The sequence below is a fragment of the Nonomuraea sp. NPDC050478 genome (assembly GCF_044458265.1).
Lineage (GTDB): Bacteria > Actinomycetota > Actinomycetes > Streptosporangiales > Streptosporangiaceae > Nonomuraea > Nonomuraea ferruginea.
Genome location: NZ_JBITHT010000006.1, coordinates 554,807 through 575,693, shown reverse-complemented (window position 1 = coordinate 575,693; position 20,887 = coordinate 554,807). Strand labels below are relative to the sequence as shown.

The following is a 20,887-nucleotide window of genomic DNA, read 5'->3' as shown; positions in this document are numbered from 1 at the left end:
CCCGTGTCCGTGGTGAAGATCAACGTGCTGACCGTCCCCGCCGAGATGCGCGAGACGCTGGAGAAGCGTTTCTCCAACCGGGCCGGGCTGGTGGAGTCGGCCGACGGCTTCGAGTGGTTCGAGCTGCTCCGCCCGGTCGAGGGCACCGACCAGTACCTCGTCTACACCCGCTGGCGCAGCGAGGAGGACTTCCAGCGCTGGCAGGAGAGCCAGGCCTTCCAGCGCGGCCACGCCGAGGCCGCCGCCGAGCGCGGCGGCCAGGGACACGGCCAGGGACACGGACAGGGACACGGACAGGGACACGGGCACGGGCAGGGCCCGGCCGCGTCCGGTTCCCAGGTGTGGACGTTCGAGGTGATCCAGCACGCGGCGCCGGCGTCCTGACGCCCGCGTCTCAGAGGCGGTCCAGCGGGTTGGCGGCGATCCGGTCGAGCACGCCGCCGCGCAGGAAGGCCCCCGCGATGCTCGACGGCTTGCGCCGCCCCTGCTCGGCGATGCACCCGGCGAACTCCTGGGCCAGGTCCAGCCTCGGATGGCGGCGCAGCACCTCCTCGCGCACGCCCGGCGGGATGTCGTCGGTGCGCCGGCCTGAGATGTCCATGCCGGTAGACAGCTCCAGCAGGTGACCCTCCGGGTCGCTGTCCACCGGCACCTCGTCCCACATGTGGCGGACGATCACCTCGGCGGCGCGCACCCGCCGCTCCTCGGGCCATCCGGCGCCCGCCGTGACCGCCCAGGCCAGATGGCCGCCCGCCTCCTCGAACGGCACCGCGTGACTGTCGAACTCCGGCGTCAGGCCCATGTCGTGCAGCATCGCGGACACGTACAGGAGTTCGGCGTCGAACGCGATGCCGTTCGCCTGCCCGTAGGCGGCGGCGAACAGGTAGGCCCTGATCGAGTGGTTCATCAGGGAAGGCGTGTGGTACTTGGCGGCGATCTCGCGGGCGGCGTGGCACACGGGGGTGTAGGGAAGCACGATGTCGTCATATCTCATGAGATCAGCATGGCCGACCCGGATGGGGAGCGCATCGGGCGGCTAACGATCGCGCACCCGACTTGACCTTGTTATCCGGATTCGGCCAGCATGTTTCACCCTCACCTCTTTGGCCCGAAAGGAATCGGCGTGCGCCGCCTCGCGATCCCTCTTGCTCTCACGCTCGTCCTCGGCGCTGCTGGGAGCCCGGCGCAGGCGGACACCCCCGTCAAGCGCACCGCCGAGTGCCAGGGTGACTGGCTGCCCGGCACGCCGACGGCCGCGGACGTGATGCAGGGCGAGATCTCCCTGGTCGGCCTGCCCGCCTACAAGCTGGGCAAGAAGATCGACTGGAACGCGAGCCCGTACCGGAACCGCTCGTGGGAGTACGTCTACCACTCGCTGCGCTGGATGGGCACCCTCGTCGTCGAGTACGAGAACACCGGCGAGAAGCGCTACCTGGACCGCGCCAAGGAGATCACCAAGGACTGGGTGGCCCGCAACAAGCACGGCGCCCGGGGCACCAAGTCCTACGTGTGGACCGACCACCCGGTCTCGCTGCGCACCCAGCCGCTCGTCTGCCTGAGCAGGCACGTGAACGAGAGCTGGCTGAAGGAGAGCCTGACCGTCCACGCCAGGCTGCTGTCCAACCCCCGGCTCTACAAGAAGGGCCACAACCACGGCATCGATCAAGACATCGCGCTCATGGCCATCGGCTGCCGCTACAACCGCGAGGACTGGTCCGACCTGGCCTCCAGGCGGCTGACCGGCACCGTGAAGCTGGACGTCGACTCCCAGGGCGCGCTGATGGAGCAGGCCCCCCGCTACGCCGTCTACGTGTACGGGCGACTCCAGGTCGCGATGACGAACATGCGCGCGTGCGGCCGCAAGGTGCCCGGCGAGATCGGCAAGCGGGCCGAGGCGCTGAAGGACTTCATCGCCCATTCCACCCAGCCGAACGGCTTCATGGTGCCCATCGGCGACGGCAGCGCCGAGACCGAGCCCAAGATGGAGACGGGCACGCCGAAGGAGAAGGTCCGCACTTACCGGGCCGGTTACGCCTACGGCCGCACCGACTGGGACAAGCGCGACTCGGCGTACTACTCGATCAGGTACGGCCCCGGCATGAAGTACCACGGCCACGAGGACCACCTGGGCGTCACCTATTACGCCCAGGGCCGCGACGTGCTCGTCGACGCCGGCTTCCACTCCTACGAGAAGACCTCGTACCGCTACTGGACGCTCTCCCCCGAGGCGCACAATGTGCCGACCGTGGTGGGCCAGCGGTTCCGGCCGCGCACCGCCAGCAAGCTCGTCAAGACCAGCTACGGCAAGGACCGCCAGTCGTTCAGGCTGTCCGACCAGGCCTACGGTGTCACCCGCACCCGGTCCGTGTTCGTCAACCACGGCGAGGACGTGATGGCGGTGCACGACACGGCGTCCGGCGGCAAGAAGATCCGCAACCTGTGGCGGTTCGACGACGAGCTGAAGCTGATCTCGAACAAGGGAGGCCGGGTCGTGCTCGGCGACGGCTCGTTCAAGGTCACGCTGGTGCAGCTCTCCTCCTGCCGGCCGGTGGGCGGGCAGAAGGTGGAGCGGGGCGGCAGGCTCGGCTGGATGTCGCCGACCTACCTGTCCAAGCAGCGCACCAACGTCGTGGTCTCGCCCGCGGCGAAGGAGCTGCTGACGATCGTGGTGCCCGGCACCGACGACCCGAAGGTGTCCTGCACGGGCGGGAAGGTCAAGGTCAACGGCGTGACCTTCCCGGCGAAGGTGCTCTGACCGCTCCGCCGGCGCATCGCGGAACCGAACCTTCCGCATTGATCCGTACGGTCGCTCCCATGACCTTCCTCATCACCGGAGCCACCGGATCCGTCGGCCGGCACGTCGTCGACGAGCTGCTCAGGATGGGAGCGCCCGTGCGGGCGCTCACCCGCGACCCCGCCGGGGCCGGCCTGCCCGCGGGCGTGCAGGTCGTCCGCGGCGACCTCGCGCGCCCCGAGACGCTCGTCCCCGCGCTGCGCGGGGTGACCGGCGTGCACCTCATCGACGTCGGCGGGCCCGACTACGCGCCCCAGCCGCACGGCAAGGAGGTGGTGGAGCTCGTGCGCGAGGCCGGGGTGCGCAAGGTCACCCTGCTCAGCGGCTGGTCCACCGGCACCCTGGAGGCCGCGGTGACCGGCAGCGACCTCGACTGGACGTACGTGCAGCCGACCGAGTTCATGGTCAACGCCATGGCCTGGGCCGATTCGGTGCGGGCGGCAGGCGTGGTCGAGGAGCCGTTCGGGGCCACGAAGACGGCGATGGTCCACGAGGCCGACATCGGCGCGGTGATCGCGACCGTGCTCACCGGCGACGGGCACGCCGGCCACTCCTACGGGCTCACCGGGCCGGAGCTGCTGGACATGCCCGCCAAGGTGCGCATCCTGGGCGAGGCCATCGGACGCGAGATCGCGTACGTGGAGCTCGGCGTGGCGGAGATGCGCGAACGCTACCGGGCGCGGGGCGTGCCGGAGGAGCTGATCGCCTTCCAGGTCGAGGCGTTCGACGTGCCCGACGGCGTCTACCAGGTCACCGACACCGTCCAGGCGGTCACCGGCCGCCCGCCGCGCACGTTCGCGCAGTGGGCGGCCGAGCACGCCGAGGCGTTCCTGTGAGGCCCTAGATCAGGCCGCGCCGCTCCAGCAGCGGGCCGATGCCCGGCTCGCGGCCGCGGAAGGCGCGGAAGGACGCCAGCGGGTCGACGCTGCCGCCCCGCGACAGCAACTCCCGCCGGAAGTGGTCGCCGTTCGCCCGCTTGAGCCCGCCGTTCTCCTTGAACCACTCCACGCTCTCGGCGTCCAGCACCTCGCTCCAGATGTAGGAGTAGTAGCCGGCGCTGTAGCCGCCCGAGAAGATGTGCATGAAGTAGCTGGTCCGGTAGCGCGGCGGGACGGGCGGGAAGGCGATCCCGGCGGCCTCCAGCGCCGCCTGCTCGAACGCCTCGGCGTCGGTGACCTCCTGGCCCGGCGCCAGCCTGTGCCAGGCCCAGTCGAGCAGCGTGGCCGCGAGATACTCGACCGTCCTGAACCCCTGGTTGAACCTCTCCGCCGCCTTCAGCTTCTCCACCAGCTCGGCCGGCATCGGCTCGCCGGTCTCGTGGTGGCGGGCGTAGCTGGCCAGGATCTCCGGCCAGGTCACCCACATCTCGTTGACCTGCGACGGATACTCCACGAAGTCGCGCGGCACGCTCGTGCCGGACACCCGGGGGAAGCGCACCGCGCTGAACAGCCCGTGCAGCGCGTGCCCGAACTCGTGGAAGGCCGTGTTCACCTCGTCGTACGACAGCAGCGTCGGCCCCTCAGCCGGCTTGGTGATGTTGAGGTTGTTCATCACCACCGGCTTCTCGCCGAACAGGAACGACTGGTCGACCAGGTTGTTCATCCACGCCCCGCCGCGCTTGCCCGGTCTGGCGTACGGGTCGAGCAGGAACAGGCCGAGGGCGGAGCCGTCCTCGTCGAACACCTCGAAGACCCGCACGTCCTCGTGGTAGCCCGACAGGTCGGGCCGCTCGGTGAACGTCACCCCGTAGAGCCGCGTCGCCGCCTCGAACACCCCGTCGCGGAAGACCCGGCCCAGCTCGAAGTAGGGGCGCATGGCGTCGGCGTCGAAGTCGTAGCGGGCCCGCCGCACCTTCTCCGCGTAGTAGGACCAGTCCCACGGCTCGATCGGGAACCCGGCCTGCCCGGCCAGCGCCTCGGCCTCCGCCTTGGCGTTGCGCACGGCCGGGCCGACGAGCTGGCCCAGCATCTCCTCGACCGCCGCCACGGTCTTGGCCGTCTGGTCGGCGACCACGTACGAGGCGTGGTCGGGGAAGCCGAGCAGCGCGGCGCGCTCGGCGCGCAGGGTGGCCATGCGGACGGCGAGCCCGAAGTTGACCGGCGCGCGGCCGACGCTCAGCTCGAACAGCCTCCTGCGCACGTCGCGGTCGGTGAGCTGGGCCAGGGCGGGCTGGTTGGTGATGTTGAGCAGCGGCAGCACGTAGCGGCCGTCCTTCTCCAGCGACCTGATCGCGGCCTCGTCCAGCCCGTCGAGCTCCGCGGCGTCGTCGACCACCAGCGCCGACTCGGTCGACGCCTTCAGCAGGTTCTGCGAGAACTCGGTCGACAGCCTGGACAGCTCCTCGTTGAGCCCGCGCAGCCGCTCCTGCTCGGGCTCGGTCAGGTCGGCGCCGGCCCTGATGAAGTCCTCGCGGTACTTCTCCAGCAGCCACGCCTGCTCGGGGTCGTCCGTCGTCACCCGCTTGATGCGGGCCCACAGCGCCCGGTTGAGCCGGATCGCGTCACTGTGGCGGGTCAGCTCGGGGGAGACGCGCTTCTCGATCTCCATGAGGGTGTCGGAGGTGTTGGACGCGGCCACGCTGAAGAACACCGTGGCCGTGCGGTCGAGGATCCGGCCGGAGCGCTCCAGAGCGGCGATCGTGTTGTCGAACGTGGGCGGCTCGTCGCTGCCGGCGATCGCCTCCACCTCGGCCAGGTGCTCGGCCATCCCCCGCTCGAACGCGGGCAGGTAGTGCTCCTCGCGGATCTCGTCGAAGGGCGGCAGCCGGTAGGGCAGGCTGCTCGGGGCGAAGAACGGGTTCTCGGCCAACTCTGGGGCTCCTCCACGTGGGGTTCGTCCCCCTCAGCTTGGCACGCCTCCAAGGGAGTGGCGGATTCGTTTTGGCCTTACCCCCTCGGCTGGGCTATTCTTTCGGACATCGCCGAGCGCGCTCCGAAGGAGCTCGTGAGCGGTGGGGTATGGTGTAATTGGCAGCACGACTGATTCTGGTTCAGTTAGTCTAGGTTCGAGTCCTGGTACCCCAGCACGTGACGGATGTCTGATAAGGCATCCGTTTTCTTGTTTTATGGAAGAGTTTCGGATCCGGCACCGGGCTTTCGGCGCCTTCGTCGCCCCCTTCATGCTCCCGCTCCTGCTGTTCCTCCCCGTCACCACCGCTCTGGGCGGCATTCTCGCCGGCGACGGGCCCCGGGGCCTGCTCATCGGGATCATCGCCACCGCCGCGCTCACCGGCGTGCTGGTGTCCAGATACCGCCGCATGGTCCGCGGCACCGTCGTCCGCTTCTCCGCCGAAGGCGTCGAGATGGCCGACACGTACGGCTTCCTGCTCCGGCTGCCGTGGGCCGGCATCGAGCGCGTCGACGTGGTCGAGAGCCGCATGGCCAGCCCGCGCCGCGTCGGCCGGCCCGGGGGCGTCCAGGTGCGCGCCGGGGCCATGCGGAGCGTCGGCCTGGTCGGCTGGGGCGAGCGCGAGGTGCCGCTGCGCGTCCCCGGCTGGATGCGCGCCCATCTGGCCCGGGTGCCGGTCGACCCGGACACCGGCCTGCAGTGGCTCGGCATCCCCCTGGGAGTCGTGGACCCGGCCTGGGAGAACGGGCGGATGGGGGAGTGGGTGCGCCACCACAGGCCCGATCTGCTGGCCTCATAGTGGTTTGGAGTGCTCCTCGGGGTGCGGTAGAGTTACCTCCGTTGCCGGGGAGGTCCCCGGCACACCGCTTGCGGACAGGGTCCCGTCGTCTAGTGGCCCAGGACGCCGCCCTCTCAAGGCGGTAGCGCCGGTTCGAATCCGGTCGGGACTACCACTGTCGCAAGCTCACGAAGGTCCCGTCGTCTAGTGGCCCAGGACGCCGCCCTCTCAAGGCGGTAGCGCCGGTTCGAATCCGGTCGGGACTACCACCTTTCATGAAGACCCGGTCTGCCGACCGGGTCTTTTCGCATTTCAGGACATATGCCAGAAAACGCCGCCTGCCCTGTTGCTTGGGCGGACGGCGTTTCGGGAAAACGTCACTGACTGGCGGAGCGGGCCTTGAACAGCGCCCTTCGCGCCGCCTTGGCCACCTGCTTGTCCGGGTGGACCTGGGAGATCCGGTCCAGCAGCTCCTCGACGTGCGCGTGCGGGATCTTCCAGATCACTTCGAGCAGGTTGTTGATCATCTCCGGGTCGATGTCACGCAGGCTGCCCACGAACTCCGCCCGGCCCAGCCCGGCCGAGATCGTCCACATGTCGAGGATCAGCCAGTAGGTGTCGTCCTCCGTCGGCTGCGGCGCGCCCTCCACCCCCAGCTGGCTCAGGTGGGTGGCCGCGTACGGGCGCAGCGACGGCTCCTTCAGCGCCGCCTGCCAGGCCGGGACCGCGTCGGCGCCGAGCGTGCCGACCACGCTGGCCGCCTGCACCCGGATCAGCGCGTCGGCCTCGTCCTCGGCCGCCGCCTGCAGCAGCTCCTCCGCCGCCTTGGCCGGCTCGCGCAGCCGCATCCACGCGGCCAGCTCGGCGTCGGCCTCCTCCTCGGGCAGCTCGGCGCTGAGCACCAGCAGCTCGTGGGCGCTCATCGACTCGATCGCCGGGCGGGCGTCGATCTCGATGTCGGAATCGTCCACCAGGTGGACGACGCCTTCGGTGCCGAGCGCGGTGAGCCTGAGCGTGTCGCCGTCGAGCTCGACCATGCCGTAGCCGGTCAGCCAGTCGAGCACGGGCGCCAGCGGGTCGCCGGTCGCCGCCCAGGCGTCGCCGCCCAGCTCGTCGTTGTCGGCGACGGCCTCCGCCAGCTCCTCGCGAAGCTCGGGCAGCGCCCGCGAGCCGCCCCCGAGCAGCAGCCTGACGAGCAGGTTGCGGGTCAGGCCCGCCAGGGCCATGGCCAGGTCGTCGTCGGACGGCTCCGGATCGCCGTAGTCGACCGAGTGGAGGCCGAGCATCCACGCGTCGAGCACGTCCTCGTCGTCGTCGAACGGCCACTCCGAGGTGTCGTCCTGCACCGCGACCGTGTTGCCCTCGCCCGGCTCCAGGAACTCCAGGTCGACGGCGAGGTTCCAGACGTTCCACAGCTGCGGGACGGACTCCGCCAGCGGGCCGGACGTCTCCGGCCTGGGCAGGCCGACGGTCGCCAGCGCCTCCTCGATCTCGGCGTCGCTGAGCAGCGTGTCGTCGCCCATGCGGCGGCCCGAGCCCACCCACAGGGCGAGGTCGCGGGCCTTGGCGATCAGCGGCACCCCCCGGGCGGCCGCGGCCAGCTCGGAGTCGGGGCGCAGCCGGATCGTCGGGAGAGCGGCGAGCTCGTCGGCGAACGGCTCCAGGTCGCCGAGGTCGCCGACGTCGTCATCGTCGTCCTCGTCCTCGTCGACGTCGTCGATGAGGTCCTCCATGAGCTCGACGAAGCGGTCCTCGACGTCGTCGAGCTCGGCCCGCAGGTCGTCGAGGCCGTCGGAGCCCGCCGTCAGCCTGCCGGTCTGCGCGAGGAACGTCAGGTAGGCGTCGACGGCCGGCAGCATGCCGTCGGCCGCGGCGTCAGGATCATCCACGACCTCCGGCATGCGGTCCAGCAGCAGGTCGCGCAGGTCGGCGCGCTTCCACGTGCCGAGGTCCGGCGAGAAGGCGAGGCGGTGCCAGAGTGCGGCGGGCCCCACCAGCTCGGGGTCGCTGTCAGGCGCGTTGGTGCGCGCCCACAAGATGAACTCTTCGAGCAGGGGTCGCAGCTCAGTGGCGGCTACCTCGATGCGATCGGTCACGCACTCAGGCTAGTGCTCCCGCGAGACACTCGGCTCCCGAAATACGAAGGGGAAATGTGCTATAGGAACCGCTGGCGGCGGGCCGGTGGGCCGGTTTCCCGTTCGTCACGGCTTCGACCGATCACGAGGTGCGCCGCATCGCCTCGGTGATCCGCTCCGCCGCGGCCACCACCGGCACGGCGTGCAGCCGCCCGGGTGCCCTGGTCAGCCGCTCGATGGGGCCGGACACCGAGACGGACGCGATCACCTTGCCGCCGTTGCCCCTGATGGGCGCGGAGACGCTGGCCACCCCCTGCTCGCGCTCGCCCACGCTGTGCGCCCAGCCCCGCCGCCGCACCGACGCCAGCGTCGCGGCGGTGAACTTGGCGCCGCGCAGCCCCCGGTGCAGCCGGTCGGGCTCCTCCCAGGCCAGCAGGATCTGCGCCGCCGAGCCCGCCGTCATGGGCAGCGCCGAGCCGACGGGCACGGTGTCACGCAGGCCGCTGGAGCGCTCGGCCGCGGCCACGCACACCCGCTCGTCGCCCTGGCGGCGGTAGAGTTGCGCGCTCTCGCCCGTGGTGTCGCGCAGCTGGGTCAGCACGGGCGACGCCACCGCCAGCAGCCGGTCCTCGCCGGCGGCGGTGGACAACTCCGAAAGGCGAGGGCCGAGCACGAACCGGCCCTGCGTGTCACGGCTCACGATGCGGTGGTGTTCGAGAGCGACGGCGAGCCGATGGGCCGTGGGGCGGGCCAGGCCGGTCGCCTGAACGAGCTGCGCCAGGGATGCCGGTCCGGCTTCGAGGGCGTTGAGCACCAGAACGGCCTTGTCCAGTACTCCGACTCCGCTAGAGTTGTCCATGCATCGATACTGCAGTCTCGCCATATGAGAAGGCAAGTCGGGGGCAGCCCCGCGAGGGAGCGGCGGTGCGACGAGGCATCGCAGGCAAACAGGAGGAGATCATGGGCCGCACACTGGCGGAGAAGGTCTGGGAGCAGCATGTGGTGCGCCGTGCCGACGGCGAGCCCGACCTGCTCTACATCGACCTTCACCTCATCCACGAGGTAACGAGCCCGCAGGCGTTCGACGGGCTCCGGCTCGCCGGCCGCAAGGTGCGAAGGCCCGAGCTCACGATCGCCACCGAGGACCACAACGTGCCGACCGTGCTCGGCCCGATCGCCGACCCGGTCTCCAAGACCCAGGTCGAGACCCTGCGCAAGAACGCCGCCGAGTTCGGCATCCGGCTGCACCCGATGGGCGACGCCGGGCAGGGCGTGGTCCACATCATCGGCCCGCAGTTCGGTCTCACCCAGCCGGGCATGACCATCGTCTGCGGCGACTCCCACACCTCCACGCACGGCGCCTTCGGCGGCATCGCGTTCGGCATCGGCACCAGCGAGGTCGAGCACGTCCTGGCCACCCAGACGCTGCCCGCCTACCGGCCGAAGACCATGGCCATCGAGGTCTCGGGCGAGCTGCCCGTCGGCGTCACGGCCAAGGACCTGATCCTGGCCATCATCGCCAAGATCGGCACCGGCGGCGGCCAGGGCCACATCATCGAGTACCGCGGCGAGGCCGTGCGCAAGCTCTCCATGGAGGGCCGCATGACCGTCTGCAACATGTCCATCGAGGCCGGCGCCCGCGCGGGCATGATCGCCCCGGACGAGACCACGTTCGCCTACCTCAAGGGCCGCCCGCACGCCCCCTCCGGTGAGGCGTGGGACCAGGCGGTGGCGTACTGGAAGACGCTCAAGACGGACGACGACGCCGTGTTCGACCAGGTCGTCGAGATCGACGCCACGACGCTCACCCCGTTCGTCACCTGGGGCACGAACCCCGGCCAGGGCCTGCCGCTCGGCGCGAGCGTGCCCGACCCGGAGAGCTTCGCCGACCCGGTGGCGCGGTCCGCGGCCGAGCGGGCGCTGGAGTACATGGCGCTGACCCCCGGCACGCGACTGCGTGACATCGAGGTCGACACCGTCTTCGTCGGCTCGTGCACCAACGGCCGCATCGAGGACCTGCGCTCGGCCGCCGAGATCCTGCGCGGCCGCAAGGTCACCACCCGCATGCTGGTCGTGCCGGGCTCGATGATGGTCAAGAAGCAGGCCGAGCAGGAGGGCCTGCACGAGGTGTTCAAGGAGGCCGGCGCCGAGTGGCGCGAGGCCGGGTGCTCCATGTGCCTGGGCATGAACCCCGACACGCTCCAGCCCGGCGAGCGCAGCGCCTCCACCTCCAACCGCAACTTCGAGGGCCGCCAGGGCAAGGGTGGCCGCACCCACCTGGTGTCGCCGCAGGTCGCCGCCGCGACCGCGATCACCGGCCGCCTGACCGCGCCCGCCGACCTCTAGGAGACCCCGTACCGATGGACGCTTTCACCACGCACACCGGCAAGGCCGCGCCGCTGCGCCGCAGCAACGTCGACACCGACCAGATCATCCCGGCCGTCTGGCTCAAGCAGGTCAGCCGCACCGGGTTCGAGAAGGGCCTGTTCGCCGCCTGGCGCGAGGACCCGTCGTTCGTGCTCAACGACCCCGTCCACGCGGGCGCCTCGATCCTGGTCTCCGGTCCCGACTTCGGCACCGGCTCCTCGCGCGAGCACGCCGTCTGGGCGCTGCAGCAGTACGGCTTCCGCGTCGTCATCGCCGCCCGGTTCGGCGACATCTTCCGCAACAACTCCACCAAGATGGGCCTGCTGCCGGTCGTGCTGCCGGGCGAGCGGGTCGAGGACCTGCAGCGGGCGATCGAGGCGGACCCCGAGCTGCAGGTGACCGTCGACCTGGCCGAACGCCAGGTCCGCTGGGCCGGCGAGACCGTCGCGTTCGAGATCGACGACTACACCCGCTGGCGGCTGATGGAGGGCCTCGACGACATCGGGCTGACCCTGCGTCACGCCGACGACATCACCTCGTACGAGAATGGTCGGCAGCCATGGTTGCCGACCACCGTCTAGAAGACGACGAACTGGCGCGGCGGCTGCGCGAAGCGCACCGCCGCGTCCGCATGCTGCCCGCCGCAGACCGGGAGCGGCTGGGCCGCCGCTACCTCGCCATCTGCGATCTCGCCAAACGTGATCCTGGGCGGGCCGCCGCCCGCCTCGAAAGCCTGATGGCGCTGCTCGACACGCCACGCGATGCCGAAAACACGCATGGTGATTGAGTTCACCCGCGATCCCGCCTACTTTCGAGCGCGTACGGGGTTTCTACGCCGGACTCGTGAGCTGGAACCCCGAGCCGCAACTTGGGGGGAAAGAACTTTCATGAACAAGCGGGAGCTCGTCGACGCCATCGCGGACCGCGTGGGCGACAAGAGGACGGCCACCGAGGCCGTCAACGCGATCATCGACGCCGTCCAGAAGGCCGTGGCGAATGGTGACAAGGTCTCGATCACCGGCTTCGGCGCCTTCGAAATGGTGCACAAGCCCGCCCGCACGGCGAGGAACCCGTCGACCGGTGCCGAGATCAAGGTCGCGGAGAGCTGGGGGCCCAAGTTCCGGCCCGGCTCCGACTTCAAGGAGCTGGTGAACGAGGGCGGCAAGAAGGCCGCGAAGAAGAAGTAAGCGCTGACGGCGAAGGCCCGGGTTCCGCGATCGCGGCCCCGGGCTCTTTCATGGCAGCGGGAACGTCGACAGCGTGATGTAGGTGATCTCGCCGTCCGTCACCGCGATGTTGACCCGCTGCCCGGTGCGGAGCAGCCGGAGCGGGCCCGCGTCGAAGGCGCGCGTGGGGAAGGCCAGCACGGTCCCGTCGTCGAGGAAGACCGTGCCGGACCGGGTGCCGGTGTCGAAGCTGCGCACTGTGCCCTGCACGTGAACCAATCTAGAGGGTCAGCCCGAGCCCGGCCACAGCTCGGCCACCACCGCGGCGGTGTGCCGCCCCAATCCCAGCGCCAGCGCCGCGCGCAGGTCGTCGGGCGTGTCCACGTCCCGCCTCAGCGAGTCGATGCCCTCCAGGCACAGCTCCTTCGCCCCGCCCGCCAGGTGCCTGGCCCGCGACTCCCCGCCGAACCGGGGCAGGAACGGCCGGCCGGGCCGTACCCCGTAGAAGGTGGTGCCGACGTCCAGCGCGTCGGGCACGAACGCCTGGTCGAACTCGGCGGCGGCGGCCAGCGCCGTGGCCAGCTCGGCCGGCCGCAGCGCCGGCAGGTCGGCCTGCAGCGCCCCCACCGCGTCACCGGGCGCCAGCCGCGCGGCGTGCGCGGCGCCGGTGCGCAGCGCGGTGTTCAGCCCCCGGTCGGGGTCCTCCACCACGTCGGCGCCCAGGGCCGCCAGCGGCCCCGCGGCGGCGGGGTCGGCCGTCACCACGATCACCCGCGCCACCGGCGGGCAGGCGAGCGCCGCCGTCACGGTGTCGCAGGCGACGGCGACGGCCAGCCGCGTCCGGTGCGGACCCGTGGCGGCGGCCAGCCGGGTCTTCGCCGCTACCAGCGTCTTCACCGGGATCACCAGTGACCAGCGCAAGCTCATAGGCTAAGCATCGCGCCTCGACATCCCGCGCGGCCAACCGGGACACTTGGGCGCATCCGTCGGTGCTGGAGGAGCCCATGAGCCGCTTTACGCGTCCATCGCGTTTCTGGGAGACGCTGGCCGTCGTGATCGTGAAACCGCTCTCGACGCTCCTGGTCAAGCGCGACTGGCGCCGGGGCGACCGCATCCCCCGCACCGGAGGCGTCATCATCGCGGCCAACCACCTGTCGTGGACCGATCCCGTGCTGCTGGCCCACTTCCTCTACAACAACGGCCGCTGGCCGATCGTCCTGGCCAAGTCCACCCTGTTCAAGGTGCCGTTCCTGGGTCACGCGGTGCGGTCGCTGCGCGCCATCCCGGTCAACCGCGGCAGCAGCGAGGCGGCCAGGTCGCTGGAGGCGTCGTCGGAGCGGCTCAGGGCCGGCGGGGCGATCCTGTTCTACCCCGAGGGCACCTGCACCCGCGATCCCGGGCTGTGGCCCATGGTGGGCAAGACCGGCGTCGCCAGGCTGGCCCTGGAGAGCGGCGCGAAGGTGATCCCGGTGGCCCACTGGGGAGCCCAGGAGCTGCTCCCGTACGGGGAGAAGAAGCCCAGGCTGTTCCCGCGCAAGACGTTCCGCGTCATGGTCGGCGAGCCGGTCGACCTGTCCGGATACGCGGGCCTGCCGCCGCACGCTCAGGTGCTGCGCGAGGCCACCGCCGACATCATGGCGGCGATCACCGCGCAGCTGGCAGAGCTCCGGGGCGAGAAGGCGCCGGAGACTCCCTACGACCCCGAAGGGCGGTGACGTGATGGCGAAGGTCGCGGTGTTCGGCACCGGGTCATGGGGCACCACGTTCGCGATGATCCTGGCCGAGGCGGGAAACCGGACCACCCTGTGGGGGCGCAGGCGCGAGGTGGTCGAGTCCATCGACCGCACCCACATGAACACCGACTACCTGCCGGGCATCGCGCTGCCCGCCTCGCTGCGCGCCACCACCGACGTGGCCGAGGCGCTCGACGGGGCCGAGTTCGTGGTGCTCGCCGTGCCCTCCCAGACGCTGCGGGCCAACCTGGACGCCTGGCGCCCGCACATCCCGCGCGACGCGGTCCTGGTCAGCCTGATGAAGGGCGTCGAGCTCGGCACCTCCAAGCGGATGAGCGAGGTGATCCGCGAGGTCGCCGGCGTCCCCGACGAGCAGGTGGCCGTCGTGTCCGGGCCCAACCTGGCCAAGGAGATCGCGCTGCGCCAGCCCGCCGCCGCCGTCGTCGCCTGCTCCGACGAGGGCGTCGCCGCCCGGCTGCAGAAGGCCTGCCACCTGCCGCCCTGGTTCCGCCCCTACACCAACACCGACGTGGTGGGCGTCGAGCTGGGCGGCGCCGTGAAGAACGTCATCGCGCTGGCCGTCGGCGTGGCCGCCGGCATGGGCATGGGCGCCAACGTCAGCGCCATGCTCATGACCAGGGGGCTGGCCGAGATCTCCCGCCTCGGGGGCGCGCTCGGCGCCGACCCGCACACCTTCGCCGGCCTGGCCGGCATGGGCGACCTGGTGGCCACCTGCATGTCGCCGCTGTCGCGCAACCGCACCTTCGGCGAGAACCTCGGCCGGGGCATGACCCTCGACGAGGTCATCGCCGCCACCCGCCAGACCGCCGAGGGCGTCAAGTCCTGCGAGTCCGTGCTGGGGCTGGCCAGGAAGCACGAAGTGGAGATGCCGATCACCGAGGTCGTGGTGGGCGTGGTGCACGACGGCATGTCCCCGACCGAGGCCGGGATGCTCCTGATGTCGCGTTCGCCCAAGCCCGAGCGTTACGGAGTCTGACCCGTTACCGCGTGCTCGGCTCGCTGTGACGGGAACGCGCCCGGTAGATTCGGACGACATGAGCAAGCCACGCGTCGCCGTCGTCTTCGGAGGTCGCAATTCTGAGCACGCCGTGTCCCTGATGGGGGCGGGGAGCGTGCTGGAGGCGATCGACACGAGCAAGTACGAGGTGGTCCCCATCGGGATCGCCCAAGACGGCAGATGGGTGCTGGCCGCCGGTGACCAGCGGTTCCAGATCGAGTGCGGCGAGCTGCCCTCCGTCGACACCTCCGGCGCGTCGCTCGCGCTGCCCACCGGCGGCACCGGCCTGGTCGCCTACGACCCGGGCAGCATCCCGGTCGAGCTGGGGTCGGTCGACGTGGTCTTCCCGGTGATGCACGGGCCGTTCGCCGAGGACGGCACGATCCAGGGCCTGCTGGAGATGGCCGGGGTCCGCTACGTCGGCTCCGGCGTGCTGGCCAGCGCCGTCGGCATGGACAAGGGCTACATGAAGGCCGTGCTGGCCGCCGCCGGCCTGCCGATCGGCCGCTACCTCGCCGTACGCGACCGCGACTGGCGGCTCGGCCGAGACCGGATCATGAAGGAGGCCGAGCAGCAGCTCGGCTGGCCGATGTTCGTCAAGCCCGCCAGGGCCGGGTCCTCGCAGGGCATCTCCAAGGCCCACGACAGGGCCGGGCTGGAGCGTGCCGTCGAGTTCGCCCGCCAGCACGACCCCAAGGTGCTCATCGAGGCGGCGGTCGGCGGCAGGGAGATCGAGTGCGCGGTGCTGCAGTCGCTCGGCGACGACCCGCCCGCCGCCTCCAGGCCCGGCGAGGTCAAGGTCGAGGGCGGGCAGGAGTTCTTCGACTTCGAGGCCAAGTACTACCCCGACCAGATGTCGCTGACCGTGCCCGCCGACATCCCCGCCGAGGTGGCAGAGGAGGTGCGCGCGCTGGCGGTGCGCGCGTTCGAGGCGCTGGAGTGCGAGGGGCTGGCCCGGGTCGACTTCTTCTACACGCCCGAGGGCGAGCTCGTGCTCAACGAGATCAACACCATGCCGGGCTTCACCTCGCTGTCGGTGGCGCCCCAGCTGTGGGCGGCGTCCGGGCTGTCCTACCCGGAGCTGGTCGACAGGCTCATCCAGCTCGCCCTGAACCGGTCACCCGGCCTGCGGTGAGACCTGCCCGATCGGGCCCGACAGCAGGGCCAGCACCTCGCCGGCCACGTGCGAGCCGCCGACCGCGACCTCCACGTAGAGCGGCGCGGCCACGGCCGTGAACAGGGTGGGCGTCTCCGGATCGGCGAACCAGCCCACCCCGTCGATCTCCTGGAGCTGGTCGGTCGGCGCCATCCTGGCCGGGCGCGGCACACCGCAGCGCAGCGCGATGGCGCCCTCGCCCCACACCGCGACGTACGGGGACTCGGGCATGGTCGCGGTGCGGCCGTCGCCGTCGAGGGTCTCGGGCAGCAGCCCGGCGAGGCGCTCGCAGGCGGCCACCGCCTCACCCTCCGGCACTGGCGGCTCCACCTGGACGGCGCCGCACCCGGCGAGCGCGAGAAGGACGAACAGGATGGAAGCCGCACGCATCGATGGGAACCTCAGATGTGGACGATCGGACACGTAAGAGTACGTGTGATGCCCTCCACCGCCTGAATCTGGGCCACCACCAGCTTGCCCAGCTCGTCGACGTTGCGGGCCTCGGCGCGGACGATCACGTCGTACGGTCCGGTCACGTCTTCCGCCTGAGTCACCCCGGGGATGCCGGAGATCTCGTGAGCCACTGCGGCGGCCTTGCCGACCTCGGTCTGAATAAGGATGTAGGCCTGCACCATTACGTCCTCCCAGGCGATTGGATCACGCCGAAGGGCCACCGTACCCTGTGTGCGTCAGGAGGTGCGTCATCACAGTCGGAGATCTCGGCGAGTTCGGTGTCATAGCACGTGTTTCGGGGCGGCTGCCCCAGGGCGAGACGGTGCTTCTCGGCCCGGGCGACGACGCCGCCATGGTGAGCGCGCCCGACGGGCGCGTGGTGGTCTCCACGGACGTCCTCATCGAGGGTAGACACTTCCGCCGCCACTGGTCCAGCGGCTACGACGTCGGACGCAAGGCCGCCGCCCAGAACCTCGCCGACGTGGCGGCCATGGGCGCGGTGCCCACGGCCATCGTGGTCGGGCTGGGCATCCCGGCGTGCCTTCCCGTCACGTGGCTGGACGCGCTGACGGACGGGTTCCGCGACGAGTGCGCGCTGGTGGGGGCGAGCGTGGCGGGCGGTGACATCACCCGGTGCGACCTGGTGGTGATCGGGGTGACGGTGCTGGGCGACCTTCAGGGCCGCCCGCCCGTGGAGCGTTCCGGCGCGCGGCCGGGGCACGTCGTCGCGGTCGCCGGCCGCCTCGGCTGGTCGGCCGCCGGTCTCGCCCTCCTCGAATCCGGCCGCGTCCCCCCACCCGCGACCTCCACCACGTACGAGGAACCCCAGAAGACAGAGGTCACCCCGGACGAGCCCGCATCCCCGCCCGACCCTTCCGCCCCCGGAGGAGCCGTATCCGAGGGAGTCCGGAAGCCGTCCGACAGCCCGCGAGGGCCCGCCGCCGCCTCCGGGGGAGGCGCTCCGCTCGGGCCCTCCGTGTCCGGCGCGTACGGCGGGATCGCGGAGCCGGAGGGTGTGTACAGGGGAGGCTCCGGGCCGGAGGGCGCGCACCGGGAAAGCTCAGAGGCGGGGGACGTGTGCGGGGGAGGTTCGGAGGCAGAGGGCGCTCCGCACGGGGCCTCTGTCGTGCCCGCCCCGGGGGGCGGCGCGGGAGGCGGGGAAGCGCTTGGGGATCTGCTCGGGGAAGCTGTGGGGGCGCATCTGCGGCCGCGGCCTCCGTACTCGTGCGGCGTGGAGGCGGCACGGCTCGGGGCGAGCGCGATGATCGACGTGAGTGACGGGTTGCTGCAGGATCTGGGGCACGTCGCGGAGGCCGGCGGAGTGCGGATCGACCTGGACCCGGGGGCGTTCGCGGTGGCGGACGCCGTGGCGGCGGCGGCCGGGGAGCTGGGCGCCGATCCGCTCGACTGGGTGCTCACCGGCGGGGAGGACCACGCGCTGGCCGCGACCTTCCCTCCGGAGGTGTCGTTGCCGGCGTCATGGCGGGTCGTGGGCCGGGTGTCGGAGGGGGAGGGCGTGCACGTGCGGGGACGCGCGCCGGGCCGCGGCGGCTGGGATCACTTTCGGTGATCGACTGTCCCGATTTGAGTAATAATTTCCGGATTTGGGCTGTGACTATGGAGATTGATGGGACAAAGACGTAGCCGAGGTGTTATGAAGATTGGCGGCCAACCGTAACCGGCAGAAAGGGCTGTTATGGGCCGCCACGGGACAGGTGGATCCGAAGACGCGCACGATCGGGGGGACAGCGCCTTCTGGGGCCCTGACAACCAGCAGTCCGACAGCTTCTGGGGCAGAGGTGAGCAGCCGGAGCCTCCGGGCTGGCCTGCCCTGCCCGATCAGCCGGAAGTGACCGGTCAGTGGGCGCCGATGCCGAAGCAGGACACCCCGCCGCCGGCCGGGGGCTACCAGTCCGCGCCCTTCGAGACCACCGGCGCCTTCGCGGTGCCCCCGCGCCCCGGCGGTGACCAGGGGCACCCGCAGGACGAGCAGCCGTACGAGACCACCGGCGCGTTCGCCCCGCCGCCGTCCTGGGACGACGTCCCGGAGAGCACCCAGACCTTCGGCCGCCTGCCGGACCAGGACCACGCGTCCGGACACGCCCCCGCCGACCCCCACAGCGCCTACCGCGCCCCCCAGAACGACCCGTTCGCCCCCGCCGACCCCCAGGGCGGGTTCCGCTCCGCGCAGGACGACCCGTTCGCGAATCCGCGCGGTGACTTCCGCTCTCCCCAGGACGACCCGTTCGGCCCCGGCGATCCGCAGGGCGGGTTCCGCTCCGCGGAGGGCGACCCGTTCAGGAATCCGCGCGGTGACTTCCGGTCCCCGCAGGATGATCCGTTCGGCCCCGGCGATCCCCAGGGCGGGTTCCGCTCCGCGCAGGGTGACCCGTTCGGCGCCGATCCGCAGGGCGGGCTCCGTGCGCAGGACGACCCGTTCGGGAATCCGCGCGGCGACTTCCAGGACGACCGGTTCGGCCGGGAGTCCGCCGGGGAGCAGGGCGACCCGTTCGGGCAGGAGGCGACGGGCCGGTTCGAGGCGCCCAGCCTCCCGCCCGAGCCCGGTGACGTCAAGGTGGCCGGCGAGCCCACCATGGTCGCCCGTACCCCGGCCTGGGCGGAGGCGGAGACCGGCTTCCTCGACTCGGGCTGGTCGGGCCAGGAGCCCGCCCAGGAGTCCCGCCGCGGACGCGGCCGGCGCAAGCAGCAGAAGGACCCCGACCGGCTCGACGCCCCGTCCGGCGGTGGCAGGGGGAAGCTGGCCCTGCTGTCCGTGGCCGCCGTGGTGGTCGTGCTGGGCGGCACGGTCGCGGGCGTCAAGATGATGAGCTCTCCAGGGGCCGAGGCGAGCTGCCCCGGCGGCAAGTGCGCCGCCGTGCAGGGCTCCAGCCAGCCGGGCCCGCAGGCGTCCGAGCCGGCGGTGGAGGAGGAGTCGGAGCCGCTGGAGGAGGACGAGGCGACGCCGGAGGAGGACCCCACGGAGGAGGAGTCCCGGCCCGAGCCGACGCGGGCGAACACCCAGGCGCCCGCCCCGCGCCGCACCGCCACGCCCACGCCGAAGCCGACCAGGACCAAGTCCAAGGCGCCCGCCGAGGACCTGATCGACGAGCCGGCGGTGGAGATCTCCGAGGAAGAGGTCACCCAGGAGCCGACCGACACGCCGCTCGACGTCGACAACGGCTCCATCCCGACCCAGGGCGTCCCCCAGCCGGAGGACACGCCGCCGTCCAGCGACACGGGGAGCTCGCGCCGGCCGCTGTCGGGCGGGGCGAGCTCGGTCAACGTCCAGTTCAACGTGGACCGGCAGCGGCTGACCGGCTACACGGCGACGATGAGCGTGACGAACGACTCCCGGAAGACGCTGAGCGTCTTCACCCTGTCCATGCCGGTCAAGGGCAAGGTCCTGGACGTGGAGGGCGCTGACTGGACGCAGGACGGCAACCTGCTGATCCTGGACATGACCACGCCGATCGCCACCGGCGCCACCGCCGACCTGACGATCTCGGCCACCGGCAGGGCGGGCGCGCCGAAGAGCTGCGGCCTCGTCGGCGGGGAGTGCGCCGTCGCCTGACCGGAGCGCGGCCGCTGCGTCGCTGGTCAAGTGGTTGGATGGGGGACATGACGGATTCAGCTTCTCCCATGAGTCCCGCACGCGTCCTCACCGTCGCCGGATCCGACTCCGGCGGCGGCGCGGGCATCCAGGCCGACCTGAAGACCATGCTGGCCCTCGGCGTGCACGGCATGAGCGTGATCGCGGCCGTGACCGCGCAGAACTCGATCGGCGTCCAGGGTTACTGGGAGCTGCCGCCCGAGGCGGTGCGGGCGCAGCTCGACTCGGTGCTGGGCGACATCGGCGCCCAGGCGGTCAAGACGGGCATGCTCGCCTCTCCGGCCCTGGTGGAGACCGTGGCCGAGGCGCTCGGCGCGTACGCGGCCCCGGTCGTGGTGGACCCCGTGGGGGTGTCGAAGCACGGCGACGCGCTGCTGGCGCCTGAGGCCGTGCAGACGGTACGGGCGCGGCTGATGCCGGTGGCGACCGTGGTGACCCCGAACCTGTGGGAGGTGGAGCAGCTCACCTCCGTCAAGGTCGAGGACGAGGACGACCTGCGCCGCGCCGCCGACGCCGTGCTCGCACTCGGGCCCAGGTGGGCGCTGATCAAGGGCGGCCACCTGCCGGGCGCCCCGGTGGACCTGCTGACGGACGGCGTCACCGAGCACCGGTTCACCGCCGAGCGTCACGACAACCGTCACACGCACGGCACCGGCTGCACGCTGGCCTCGGCGATCGCCTCGTACCTGGCTCTGGGCGAGGACGTGCCGGGCGCGGTCGGCAAGGCCAAGGAGTACGTCACGGGCGCGATCGCCCACGGCTTCCCGCTCGGCGCCGGCATCGGCCCCGTGGACCACGCCTGGCGCTGGCGCTGACCCGCCGGGCCCGTACGCGCGAAAGCCCGCCACTCGTGGAGAGGCGGGCGCGGTGAAAGCGAGAAGCCCGCTACC

At 71.5% G+C, this 20,887-nt stretch carries 22 protein-coding genes and 3 tRNA genes; 17 read left to right on the top strand and 8 right to left on the bottom strand.

Annotated features, from left to right (window positions below; translation table 11 throughout):
* The first annotated feature begins 3 nt into the window (after nucleotides 1-3).
* Complete coding sequence (locus ACIBF7_RS31820) at nucleotides 4-384, top strand: antibiotic biosynthesis monooxygenase family protein (protein ID WP_397198800.1); 381 nt, start codon at nucleotides 4-6, stop codon at nucleotides 382-384.
* 10 nt (nucleotides 385-394) lie between these two features.
* Here the strand turns inward: ACIBF7_RS31820 and ACIBF7_RS31815 are convergent, their stop codons facing one another.
* Entirely contained in the window at nucleotides 395-994 is a 600-nt protein-coding gene (locus ACIBF7_RS31815; protein WP_397198799.1) for an HD domain-containing protein, read from the bottom strand.
* Between the two features lie 129 nt (nucleotides 995-1,123).
* Between ACIBF7_RS31815 and ACIBF7_RS31810 the strand changes: the two genes are divergently transcribed.
* Nucleotides 1,124-2,755, top strand: a complete 1,632-nt coding sequence (locus ACIBF7_RS31810) for a heparinase II/III family protein (RefSeq protein ID WP_397198798.1) — start codon at nucleotides 1,124-1,126, stop codon at nucleotides 2,753-2,755.
* Between the two features lie 59 nt (nucleotides 2,756-2,814).
* Nucleotides 2,815-3,630, top strand: coding sequence for an NAD(P)H-binding protein (locus ACIBF7_RS31805; RefSeq protein ID WP_148029500.1), 816 nt, complete (start codon nucleotides 2,815-2,817; stop codon nucleotides 3,628-3,630).
* Nucleotides 3,631-3,634: 4 nt separating this feature from the next.
* On the opposite strand, the gene ACIBF7_RS31800 is transcribed toward ACIBF7_RS31805, so the two are convergent.
* The gene (locus tag ACIBF7_RS31800; RefSeq protein ID WP_397198797.1) at nucleotides 3,635-5,602 is read right to left on the bottom strand and encodes a M3 family metallopeptidase; all 1,968 of its coding nucleotides are present in this window, start codon (nucleotides 5,600-5,602) and stop codon (nucleotides 3,635-3,637) included.
* A 143-nt stretch (nucleotides 5,603-5,745) separates the two neighbouring features.
* On the opposite strand from ACIBF7_RS31800, the gene ACIBF7_RS31795 reads away from it, so the two are divergent.
* The 4 genes from ACIBF7_RS31795 (at nucleotide 5,746) to ACIBF7_RS31780 (ending at nucleotide 6,688) form a co-directional block, all read left to right on the top strand.
* A tRNA-Gln gene (locus ACIBF7_RS31795) sits at nucleotides 5,746-5,817 on the top strand.
* A gap of 41 nt (nucleotides 5,818-5,858) precedes the next feature.
* Nucleotides 5,859-6,440 carry a hypothetical protein gene (locus ACIBF7_RS31790; protein ID WP_397198796.1) on the top strand — a complete coding sequence of 194 codons (582 nt, stop codon included), beginning with the start codon at nucleotides 5,859-5,861 and terminating at the stop codon, nucleotides 6,438-6,440.
* A 78-nt stretch (nucleotides 6,441-6,518) separates the two neighbouring features.
* Nucleotides 6,519-6,594, top strand: a tRNA-Glu gene (locus ACIBF7_RS31785).
* Between the two features lie 18 nt (nucleotides 6,595-6,612).
* Nucleotides 6,613-6,688: transfer RNA gene (locus ACIBF7_RS31780), tRNA-Glu, on the top strand.
* 108 nt (nucleotides 6,689-6,796) lie between these two features.
* On the opposite strand, the gene ACIBF7_RS31775 is transcribed toward ACIBF7_RS31780, so the two are convergent.
* Together ACIBF7_RS31775 and ACIBF7_RS31770 are read right to left on the bottom strand one after the other, a co-directional pair.
* On the bottom strand, nucleotides 6,797-8,515 hold the full coding sequence (locus ACIBF7_RS31775; protein ID WP_148029503.1) for a hypothetical protein: 1,719 nt from the start codon (nucleotides 8,513-8,515) through the stop codon (nucleotides 6,797-6,799).
* 121 nt (nucleotides 8,516-8,636) lie between these two features.
* Nucleotides 8,637-9,353: an IclR family transcriptional regulator gene (locus tag ACIBF7_RS31770; protein WP_148029504.1), complete on the bottom strand. Its 717-nt coding sequence runs from the start codon at nucleotides 9,351-9,353 to the stop codon at nucleotides 8,637-8,639.
* 101 nt (nucleotides 9,354-9,454) lie between these two features.
* Here ACIBF7_RS31770 and leuC point away from each other — a divergent pair, with 101 nt between their 5' ends.
* The 4 genes from leuC (at nucleotide 9,455) to ACIBF7_RS31750 (ending at nucleotide 12,048) form a co-directional block, all read left to right on the top strand.
* Nucleotides 9,455-10,840, top strand: a complete 1,386-nt coding sequence (gene leuC, locus ACIBF7_RS31765; protein WP_148034312.1) for a 3-isopropylmalate dehydratase large subunit — start codon at nucleotides 9,455-9,457, stop codon at nucleotides 10,838-10,840.
* 14 nt (nucleotides 10,841-10,854) lie between these two features.
* Nucleotides 10,855-11,442 (top strand): 3-isopropylmalate dehydratase small subunit, encoded by a 588-nt coding sequence (gene leuD, locus ACIBF7_RS31760; RefSeq protein ID WP_148029505.1) that lies wholly within the window; start codon nucleotides 10,855-10,857, stop codon nucleotides 11,440-11,442.
* Entirely contained in the window at nucleotides 11,421-11,648 is a 228-nt protein-coding gene (locus ACIBF7_RS31755; protein ID WP_148029506.1) for a hypothetical protein, read from the top strand. Before leuD ends, ACIBF7_RS31755 begins: the two co-directional genes overlap by 22 nt.
* A 100-nt stretch (nucleotides 11,649-11,748) precedes the next feature.
* Nucleotides 11,749-12,048, top strand: a complete 300-nt coding sequence (locus ACIBF7_RS31750) for an HU family DNA-binding protein (protein ID WP_148029507.1) — start codon at nucleotides 11,749-11,751, stop codon at nucleotides 12,046-12,048.
* 48 nt (nucleotides 12,049-12,096) lie between these two features.
* Here ACIBF7_RS31750 and ACIBF7_RS31745 read toward each other — a convergent pair whose 3' ends face one another.
* Together ACIBF7_RS31745 and cofC are read right to left on the bottom strand one after the other, a co-directional pair.
* Nucleotides 12,097-12,297: a hypothetical protein gene (locus ACIBF7_RS31745; protein ID WP_219543711.1), complete on the bottom strand. Its 201-nt coding sequence runs from the start codon at nucleotides 12,295-12,297 to the stop codon at nucleotides 12,097-12,099.
* A gap of 18 nt (nucleotides 12,298-12,315) precedes the next feature.
* The gene (gene cofC / locus ACIBF7_RS31740) at nucleotides 12,316-12,954 is read right to left on the bottom strand and encodes a 2-phospho-L-lactate guanylyltransferase (RefSeq protein ID WP_148029509.1); all 639 of its coding nucleotides are present in this window, start codon (nucleotides 12,952-12,954) and stop codon (nucleotides 12,316-12,318) included.
* Nucleotides 12,955-13,031: 77 nt separating this feature from the next.
* On the opposite strand from cofC, the gene ACIBF7_RS31735 reads away from it, so the two are divergent.
* From ACIBF7_RS31735 to ACIBF7_RS31725, 3 genes are read left to right on the top strand one after another with little or no spacing between them, the layout of a single operon-like run.
* Nucleotides 13,032-13,742, top strand: coding sequence for a 1-acyl-sn-glycerol-3-phosphate acyltransferase (locus ACIBF7_RS31735; RefSeq protein ID WP_271280227.1), 711 nt, complete (start codon nucleotides 13,032-13,034; stop codon nucleotides 13,740-13,742).
* Between the two features lie 4 nt (nucleotides 13,743-13,746).
* Nucleotides 13,747-14,757, top strand: coding sequence for an NAD(P)H-dependent glycerol-3-phosphate dehydrogenase (locus ACIBF7_RS31730; protein WP_271280228.1), 1,011 nt, complete (start codon nucleotides 13,747-13,749; stop codon nucleotides 14,755-14,757).
* Nucleotides 14,758-14,815: 58 nt separating this feature from the next.
* Entirely contained in the window at nucleotides 14,816-15,913 is a 1,098-nt protein-coding gene (locus ACIBF7_RS31725) for a D-alanine--D-alanine ligase family protein (RefSeq protein WP_397198795.1), read from the top strand.
* Here ACIBF7_RS31725 and ACIBF7_RS31720 read toward each other — a convergent pair.
* Together ACIBF7_RS31720 and ACIBF7_RS31715 are read right to left on the bottom strand one after the other, a co-directional pair.
* On the bottom strand, nucleotides 15,896-16,324 hold the full coding sequence (locus tag ACIBF7_RS31720; RefSeq protein ID WP_148029513.1) for a DUF3515 family protein: 429 nt from the start codon (nucleotides 16,322-16,324) through the stop codon (nucleotides 15,896-15,898). The two genes, ACIBF7_RS31725 and ACIBF7_RS31720, sit on opposite strands and share 18 nt — an antisense overlap.
* 11 nt (nucleotides 16,325-16,335) lie before the next feature.
* Nucleotides 16,336-16,569 carry an Lrp/AsnC family transcriptional regulator gene (locus tag ACIBF7_RS31715; protein ID WP_138708324.1) on the bottom strand — a complete coding sequence of 78 codons (234 nt, stop codon included), beginning with the start codon at nucleotides 16,567-16,569 and terminating at the stop codon, nucleotides 16,336-16,338.
* Between the two features lie 140 nt (nucleotides 16,570-16,709).
* Here ACIBF7_RS31715 and ACIBF7_RS31710 point away from each other — a divergent pair, with 140 nt between their 5' ends.
* From ACIBF7_RS31710 to thiD, 3 genes are all read left to right on the top strand, one after another.
* On the top strand, nucleotides 16,710-17,957 hold the full coding sequence (locus tag ACIBF7_RS31710; protein ID WP_397198794.1) for a thiamine-monophosphate kinase: 1,248 nt from the start codon (nucleotides 16,710-16,712) through the stop codon (nucleotides 17,955-17,957).
* Nucleotides 17,958-18,257: 300 nt separating this feature from the next.
* Entirely contained in the window at nucleotides 18,258-19,958 is a 1,701-nt protein-coding gene (locus ACIBF7_RS31705) for a hypothetical protein (RefSeq protein ID WP_397198793.1), read from the top strand.
* A 68-nt stretch (nucleotides 19,959-20,026) separates the two neighbouring features.
* Nucleotides 20,027-20,812: a bifunctional hydroxymethylpyrimidine kinase/phosphomethylpyrimidine kinase gene (gene thiD, locus ACIBF7_RS31700; protein ID WP_148029516.1), complete on the top strand. Its 786-nt coding sequence runs from the start codon at nucleotides 20,027-20,029 to the stop codon at nucleotides 20,810-20,812.
* Nucleotides 20,813-20,887 lie beyond the last annotated feature (75 nt).